This window comes from Sphingomonas sp. 2SG (assembly GCF_005503285.1).
In the GTDB taxonomy this organism is placed as follows: Bacteria; Pseudomonadota; Alphaproteobacteria; order Sphingomonadales; family Sphingomonadaceae; genus Sphingomonas; species Sphingomonas taxi.
In genome coordinates, this window is sequence record NZ_SCMZ01000090.1 from 1 (window position 1) to 6,275 (window position 6,275).

Annotated in this window: 10 protein-coding genes; 9 read left to right on the forward strand and 1 reads right to left on the reverse strand. The window is 68.6% G+C overall.

Translation table 11 applies throughout. The features are described 5' to 3' along the window. Positions 1 to 110: 110 nt before the first annotated feature. The 7 genes from FFS23_RS19550 to FFS23_RS19575 all read left to right on the forward strand — a co-directional run bounded on the left by FFS23_RS19550 (position 111) and on the right by FFS23_RS19575 (position 3,695). Complete coding sequence (locus tag FFS23_RS19550) at positions 111 to 794, forward strand: 50S ribosomal protein L25/general stress protein Ctc (RefSeq protein WP_038662828.1); 684 nt, start codon at positions 111 to 113, stop codon at positions 792 to 794. A 223-nt stretch (positions 795 to 1,017) separates the two neighbouring features. Continuing rightward, positions 1,018 to 1,587: an aminoacyl-tRNA hydrolase gene (gene pth, locus FFS23_RS19555; RefSeq protein ID WP_137899919.1), complete on the forward strand. Its 570-nt coding sequence runs from the start codon at positions 1,018 to 1,020 to the stop codon at positions 1,585 to 1,587. Further along, complete coding sequence (locus FFS23_RS19560; RefSeq protein ID WP_137899920.1) at positions 1,584 to 2,186, forward strand: TIGR02466 family protein; 603 nt, start codon at positions 1,584 to 1,586, stop codon at positions 2,184 to 2,186. Before pth ends, FFS23_RS19560 begins: the two co-directional genes overlap by 4 nt. Before the next feature lie 6 nt (positions 2,187 to 2,192). Next, on the forward strand, positions 2,193 to 2,570 hold the full coding sequence (locus FFS23_RS19565) for a 5'-nucleotidase (protein WP_249340770.1): 378 nt from the start codon (positions 2,193 to 2,195) through the stop codon (positions 2,568 to 2,570). 57 nt (positions 2,571 to 2,627) lie between these two features. Next, positions 2,628 to 2,780 (forward strand): hypothetical protein, encoded by a 153-nt coding sequence (locus tag FFS23_RS20245; RefSeq protein ID WP_169742545.1) that lies wholly within the window; start codon positions 2,628 to 2,630, stop codon positions 2,778 to 2,780. A gap of 85 nt (positions 2,781 to 2,865) precedes the next feature. Continuing rightward, positions 2,866 to 3,171, forward strand: coding sequence for a glycine zipper 2TM domain-containing protein (locus FFS23_RS19570; RefSeq protein ID WP_038662836.1), 306 nt, complete (start codon positions 2,866 to 2,868; stop codon positions 3,169 to 3,171). Positions 3,172 to 3,269: 98 nt separating this feature from the next. Then, on the forward strand, positions 3,270 to 3,695 hold the full coding sequence (locus FFS23_RS19575) for an OsmC family protein (RefSeq protein WP_038667158.1): 426 nt from the start codon (positions 3,270 to 3,272) through the stop codon (positions 3,693 to 3,695). Positions 3,696 to 3,738: 43 nt separating this feature from the next. Here FFS23_RS19575 and FFS23_RS19580 read toward each other — a convergent pair whose 3' ends face one another. Next, a complete protein-coding gene (locus FFS23_RS19580; protein WP_038662840.1) occupies positions 3,739 to 3,960 on the reverse strand; it encodes a hypothetical protein in 222 nt (73 codons plus the stop codon). A gap of 109 nt (positions 3,961 to 4,069) precedes the next feature. Here FFS23_RS19580 and FFS23_RS19585 point away from each other — a divergent pair, with 109 nt between their 5' ends. Both FFS23_RS19585 and FFS23_RS19590 read left to right on the forward strand, forming a co-directional pair. Continuing rightward, the gene (locus FFS23_RS19585) at positions 4,070 to 4,789 is read left to right on the forward strand and encodes a hypothetical protein (RefSeq protein WP_249340771.1); all 720 of its coding nucleotides are present in this window, start codon (positions 4,070 to 4,072) and stop codon (positions 4,787 to 4,789) included. Positions 4,790 to 4,908: 119 nt separating this feature from the next. Beyond that, positions 4,909 to 5,985 (forward strand): extracellular catalytic domain type 1 short-chain-length polyhydroxyalkanoate depolymerase, encoded by a 1,077-nt coding sequence (locus FFS23_RS19590; protein WP_137899922.1) that lies wholly within the window; start codon positions 4,909 to 4,911, stop codon positions 5,983 to 5,985. Positions 5,986 to 6,275: the final 290 nt, after the last annotated feature.

Here is a 6,275-nt window from a genome sequence, read left to right on the forward strand (position 1 = left end):
CACCTTGCCTTTTCACCCCCCATCGGCTAAGCGCCCCCGCTTCCGGCCATGGTCATCCCTGGAGGCGTGGCGCGGGAAGACACTTTAGCACGTTTCGGAAGGTTATCTGCATGAGCGACACCATTACGCTCGCAGCCGAGACGCGCGACCGGGTTGGCAAGGGAGCCTCCCGGGCGCTGCGTCGTGACGGCCGCGTCCCCGCCGTGATCTACGGCCAGAACAAGGAACCGACTTCGGTTCACCTCGAAGAGAAGGCGCTGACCAAGGCGCTGATGACCGGTCACTTCATGACCTCGGTCATCATGATCGACGGACAGCGGACGCTGGCCAAGGACGTGACCTTCCACCCCGTCACCGATCGCCCGATCCACGTCGATTTCCTGCGCATCGGCGAGCACACCGAAGTCACCGTCGCGGTGCCGATCGTGTTCACCGACGAAGACGATGCCCCCGGCATCAAGCGCGGTAACGGCGTGCTCAACATCACCCGCCACGAGATCGAGCTGGTCGTCGACGCCGCCGACATCCCGAGCGAGATCAGCATCTCGCTGAAGGGCCTCGAGATCGGCGATTCGATCCACATCAGCGACGTCAAGCTGCCCAAGGGCGCCAAGCCGGCGATCGACGACCGCGATTTCGCGATCGCCACGATCGTGCCGCCGACCGTCCCGACCGCGCAGGACGAGGCGCTCGACGCCGAGGTCGCCGAGACGCAGGCCGCCGAGGCTGCTGCCGACGCCGAGCCGAACGACGACGACAACGACGACGACAAGATCACCACCCAGAAGAACTAAGCTGGGGGGCCGCCACGGCGGTGACGGAACCGGGGCAGGGCAGCGGCAACGCTCCCCTGCCCTTTTTCGTTGGCCGGACCGCTATCCCACCCACCCCGTCACCCCGGACTTGTTCCGGGGTCCACCGGGCGGCTAGGAGCAGAACCAGAGCCTCCAGCCGTTCTCCCAGCCGCGGAGTCGACCCCGGAACAAGTCCGGGGTGACGAGGAAGAATAGGAACGTCATGCAGATCTGGGCCGGGCTCGGCAATCCGGGACCGCAATATGCGATGCACCGGCACAATGTCGGCTTCATGGCGATCGACCTGATCGCCGACATGCACGGCTTCGCGCCGGTCCGTAAGCAGTTCCAGGGCTGGACGCAGGAGGGCCGCGTCGGCACCCAGAAGGTGCTGCTACTCAAGCCCGCCACCTTCATGAACGAGAGCGGCCGCGCGATCGGCGAGGCGCTGCGCTTCTACAAGCTCGGCCCCGATGCGCTCACCGTCTTCCACGACGAGCTCGACCTCGCGCCGTTCAAGGTGAAGGTGAAGCGCGGCGGCGGCACCGCCGGTCATAACGGGCTGCGCTCGACCGACCAGCATCTCGGCCCCGACTTTCGCCGCGTGCGGATCGGCATCGGCCATCCCGGCCACAAGGACCGCGTCACCGGCTATGTGCTCGGCAATTACGCCAAGGCCGAACTCGATCCGCTCGCCGACATGCTCGGCGCGATCGGGGCGGAGGCGCCGTGGCTCGCCGCGGACGACGACGTCCGCTTCATGAACGACGTTGCCCTGAGGCTCGCCCAATGACCGTCCGCACCCTGTTCGCCACCCGCTTCTACGAGGACGATCTCGGCGACGCCGCACTGCTCGCGGAACTGGAGGAGGCCTGCCTCGACCTCGCGCGCGAGGATCGCGCCGGCGTCGCCTGGTCGAAGGCGCACGGCTATCGCGGCTATACCTCCTACGCCTCGCTCAACGATCTGCCGTCGCGCGACCCGCGCTTCGCCGATCTGGTGAGACTGCTCAACAAACATGTCGCGCGCTTCGCCGACGCCTGCGCCTTCGATCTCGGCGGTCGCAAGCTCAAGCTCGACAGTTTGTGGGTCAACGTTCTGAAGCCCGGCGGCAATCATTCGGGCCATATCCATCCGCACAGCGCGGTCAGCGGCACAATCTATGTCGCAACCCCGCCGGGCGCGGGCGCGCTCAGGCTCGAGGATCCGCGGCTGCCGATGATGATGGCCGCCCCCACCCGCCGCGCCGATGCCGACGAGAGCCACGCCACCTTCGTCTATGCCGAGCCGAAGCCGGGCAGCGTCTTCCTGTGGGAAAGCTGGCTGCGCCACGAGGTCGTCCCCAATGCCGCCAAGGGCGAGCGGATCAGCATCAGCTTCAACTATCGCTGAGGCGTCATGCGGCTGCCGCAATTGGCCGGCAGCTTTACCGCATCGGGAGGCGATACGATGCGGCTGGCGATCATGATGGCGTTGCAGGCGGCACCGGTGGCCGGACCGCCGCTGCCCGCCGAACTTCGCCCGATCAGACCCGCGCCGGCGCCGTTGGCGGTGCCCTGCGGCACCCCCGACCGGCATGGCGACATCGTCGTCTGCGGCCGGGCGGCGGGCGCCGACCGTCTGCCGCGGCTCGACGAGACCCGCTACGCCGAACGCCCGATCCGCGCCGTCACGACGCTCGGCAAGACCCGCCTCTCGGCCGAGGCGGAACAAGGCAGCCTGCCGAACGGCCAGAGTGCCCCACGCGCGATGCTCCGCCTCAAGATGCCGTTCTGACGGCGCGCGACCGCGCCCCTCATCTATCGTTCATCCCGTCCCGCTACCACCGTCCCCATGCGTTTCACCAAACAGCAGATCGGCCTTGCCGCCGTCGTCCTGCTCGCGCCCGGCGGCTTCGTGCTGGGTGCGACCCTGCTCGCCAATCGGTACCGCAAGCGTCTCGCGGCGAAGGCAAATGAGCCCCCCGACCCCCCGGTCGTTTCCTGAACGGAACGTTGTTTCAGGTTCATGCAACCGCGCCTAACAGGATGACGTTGATGCGACACGATTTTCAAAAAACGGGAGTGTTACCATGCGAAATCTGATGCTTGCGATGGGCTGTGCGGCGATGGTGGTGCCGGCGACGATGATCGTCCCGGTGTCGAAGGCCGATGCGCAGCGCCATAAGTATCGCGAATGGCGCGACGATCGCGGCCGTATCCGCTGCCGCAAGCCCGACGGCACCACCGGCGCCGTGGTCGGCGCGGTCGGCGGTGCGCTGCTCGGCCGGACGATCGACACCCGCGGCGACCGTACGGTCGGCACGCTCGGTGGCGCGGTCGCCGGTGGCCTGCTCGGCCGTGAGATCGATCGCGGCGGCAAGCGTCGCTGCCGCTGAGCCGAGACCTTTTTCGGTCGACGGGGGCGTCGCGAGGCAACTCGCGGCGCCCCTTTTGCGTATCGCTTCGGACCAATCCCACGATGGAGACCGACGATATGGTAACGCGCAGCGCTTCGGCGAGCTACGAAGGCCTCGGCAAGGACGGCAAGGGCAAGATCACGACCCAGTCGGGCGTCCTGTCCGACACGCAATATGGCTTCAACACCCGCTTCGAGGATGGCGCCGGCACCAACCCGGAAGAGCTGATCGCCGCCGCGCACGCCGGCTGCTTCACGATGGCGCTCGCCTTCGCGCTGGCCGGTGCGGGCCACAGCCAGGGTAATCTCAAGACCGACGCCAAGGTCACGCTCGACAAGGACGGCGACGGCTTCACGATCACCAAATCGGCGCTGACCCTCACCGGCCACGTCGAGGGCATCGACCAGGCCGAATTCGAGCGGATCGCCAACGAGGCAAAGGCCGGCTGTCCGGTCTCCAAGGTGCTGACTTGCGAGATCACGCTCGCCACCACCTTCGGCTGATCCCGGCGCGTCCCTGGCGAAAGGCCAGGGACGCATTCTCTGGTCAGAAGATCCCGCCGCCCAGGCTCAGCCGGATCGCGAAGATCACGATCAGCACCAGATTGAGGTTGCGCCCGCCGTTCGACGACGACAGCGCGCCGAATGCCGCGCCGACGATGCCGATCGGAATGACGAGCCAGTTCATCCAGCCGAGCAGCGGAATGAACGCGACCAGCCCGAGCACCAAGGTGACGAAGCCGATCGCGATGGAGACGATATTGAGCATGGCCCGAATATGGCCTTCGTCCCCGCACGGGACAAGCCGGGCCGGCGTGACGTAATGTTAACCGGATTCACCGGTGGCGTCTTAACGGTGGCTGCGCCATCTCATTGCGGTGACTGCGATTCGCCCCCTCCTCTTGCTCGCGCTGGCGCTGACCGCGTGCAGCAAGCAGCCTGCTTCGCAGCAGGATCTCGACAGCCTCGACCAGGAGCTCACCGCCGCCGGCCCCGGCAACCAGCGCGATCCCGCGCTGACCGCGGCGCTGCGCGACCAGATCATGGTCGATCCGGCGCTGACGCAGAGCGCCAATACCAACGTCGTGCGCCCGCCGAGCCGTCCCGACCCGCTGTCCGCGCCACCCGAACCGGTGATCGCCACCCCCGACCGCGTCGCGGCGGCCGACCTCAAGCCGACCCCCGCCGCCAAGAGCGACTGCCCCGCCTGCCGCAAGGCCGACGGCGCGCTGACCTTGGGCGAACTCGCCAGCCGGCAATCGGCGGCCGGTGCCCCTTGCGCGGCGCGCGTCACCTATTCGGCCGGGTGGGCCAATCGCCTGCCCGCCGCGGTGCCGCTCTACCCGGACGCCCGCGTCCGTGAGGCGGCGGGCAACGACGCCTGCGGCCTGCGCGTCGTCAGCTTCGCGAGCAGCGCCCCGGTCGGCCGCATCCTCGACTGGTATAACGCCCGCGTCACCCGCGCCGGCTATTCGGCCGAGCATCAGGCATCGGGCGCGCAGCACGTCCTGGGCGGCACCCATGGCAACGCGGCTTACGTCGTCTACGTCAGCGCCGATCCCGCCGGCGGCAGCCAGGTCGACCTCATCGTTCGCTAAATCTCCCTTGCCCGCGGGGTGGGAAGACGCGCCGCCTTGCTATCCCATCACCCCCGACCATATTGTGCAATGCAGCATCACACGCTTGGTGGCGGTCCTGTCCCTTTCGGAGTGCGCGCATGCGACGTTTGTCAGACACGATCAGCCGGCTCGCCGCGGCGCAGGGCCAGCAGCAGCCTTGGACGGGCGGCAGCGATCGGCTCGGCCAGCTCACCGGCTTCGGCCGCAATCCCGGCAATCTGCTCGCGCGCACCTATGTCCCCGATTCGGTGACGGCAAGGCCGGCGCTGGTCGTCGTGCTGCACGGCTGTACGCAGACCGCCGCGGGCTATGACGCCGGCGCCGGCTGGTCCCGGCTCGCCGACGAGCATGGCTTCGTCCTGCTCTTCCCCGAGCAGCAGCGCGCCAACAATCCCAACCTCTGCTTCAACTGGTTCGCGCCCGAAGACGTCAGCCACGACCATGGCGAGGCCTTTTCGATCCGCGAGATGATCGCGGCGATGATCGACGCGCACGACGTCGATCCCGCCCGCGTCTTCGTCAACGGCCTGTCCGCGGGCGGCGCGATGACCGCGGTGATGCTGGCGACCTATCCCGAAGTGTTCGCCGGCGGCGCGATCCTCGGCGGCCTGCCGTACGGCACCGCGAGCGGGGTGATGCAGGCGCTCGACCGGATGCGCGGCCACAACATGCCCGACGCCGTCGCGCTCGGCACGCTGGCGCGCGACGCCTCGGCGCATCGCGGCGTCTGGCCGACGCTGTCGATCTGGCACGGCGACGCCGACGCGACGGTCGACCAGACCAATGCCGAGGCGCTGCTGACCCAATGGCGCGCGCTGCATCAGGTCGCGGCGCGACCCGACGTCGAGGCGGCGCAGGGCAATCACGCCTATCGCGGCTGGCAGGATGCCGCCGGCCGGGTGGTGATCGAGGATCACCGCATCCACGGCATGGGCCACGGCACCCCGATCGCCGCGCACGGCCCGGAGGCATGCGGCACGCCCGGCCCGTTCATGCTCGACGTCGGCCTGTCCTCGACCCGCCGCATCGCCGCCTTCTGGGGCATCGCCCCGGCGCTGGCCGCGCCGTCGCGCGGCACCGCCAGACTGACGCGGATCGCCACGCCGACGCGCGAACCGACCGGCGTCGCCGGCGTCATCAACGACGCACTCCGCGCCGCCGGGTTGCTGCGCTAGGACGCTCCCCCGATCGATGGCCGAGGAAGCCCCGCTTGACGCCACCTTATCGCCGACGCGAGCCGGAATACGCATAGCGTTACCCTCACCAGTGCTCCTGCGAACGCAGGAGTCCAGGAGTCCCACTCGGTACAGACGTTGCTCTGCTTGACCCTGGGTCCCCGCCTGCGCGGGGACACGTGGAGGGCGAGGAAGCGTTCCGCGATCCCCGCTCCCCGAGGCCGACGTCTCCGCGCCCATTCCGTGCGTGGGCAAACAACCGAGCCGCAACCCCCCGGCCCCGGCCCGAT

Bases quoted from the DNA above. Each gene is read 5' to 3' on its own strand.
- FFS23_RS20245 (WP_169742545.1), top strand. From the start codon at position 2,628: ATGCGTTTCACCAAACAGCAGATCGGCCTTGCCGCCGTCGTCCTGCTC.
- pth (WP_137899919.1), top strand. From the start codon at position 1,018: ATGCAGATCTGGGCCGGGCTCGGCAATCCGGGACCGCAATATGCGATG.
- FFS23_RS19560 (WP_137899920.1), top strand. From the start codon at position 1,584: ATGACCGTCCGCACCCTGTTCGCCACCCGCTTCTACGAGGACGATCTC.
- FFS23_RS19590 (WP_137899922.1), top strand. From the start codon at position 4,909: ATGCGACGTTTGTCAGACACGATCAGCCGGCTCGCCGCGGCGCAGGGC.
- FFS23_RS19550 (WP_038662828.1), top strand. From the start codon at position 111: ATGAGCGACACCATTACGCTCGCAGCCGAGACGCGCGACCGGGTTGGC.
- FFS23_RS19575 (WP_038667158.1), top strand. From the start codon at position 3,270: ATGGTAACGCGCAGCGCTTCGGCGAGCTACGAAGGCCTCGGCAAGGAC.
- FFS23_RS19565 (WP_249340770.1), top strand. From the start codon at position 2,193: ATGCGGCTGCCGCAATTGGCCGGCAGCTTTACCGCATCGGGAGGCGAT.
- FFS23_RS19580 (WP_038662840.1), bottom strand. From the start codon at position 3,960: ATGCTCAATATCGTCTCCATCGCGATCGGCTTCGTCACCTTGGTGCTC.
- FFS23_RS19570 (WP_038662836.1), top strand. From the start codon at position 2,866: ATGCGAAATCTGATGCTTGCGATGGGCTGTGCGGCGATGGTGGTGCCG.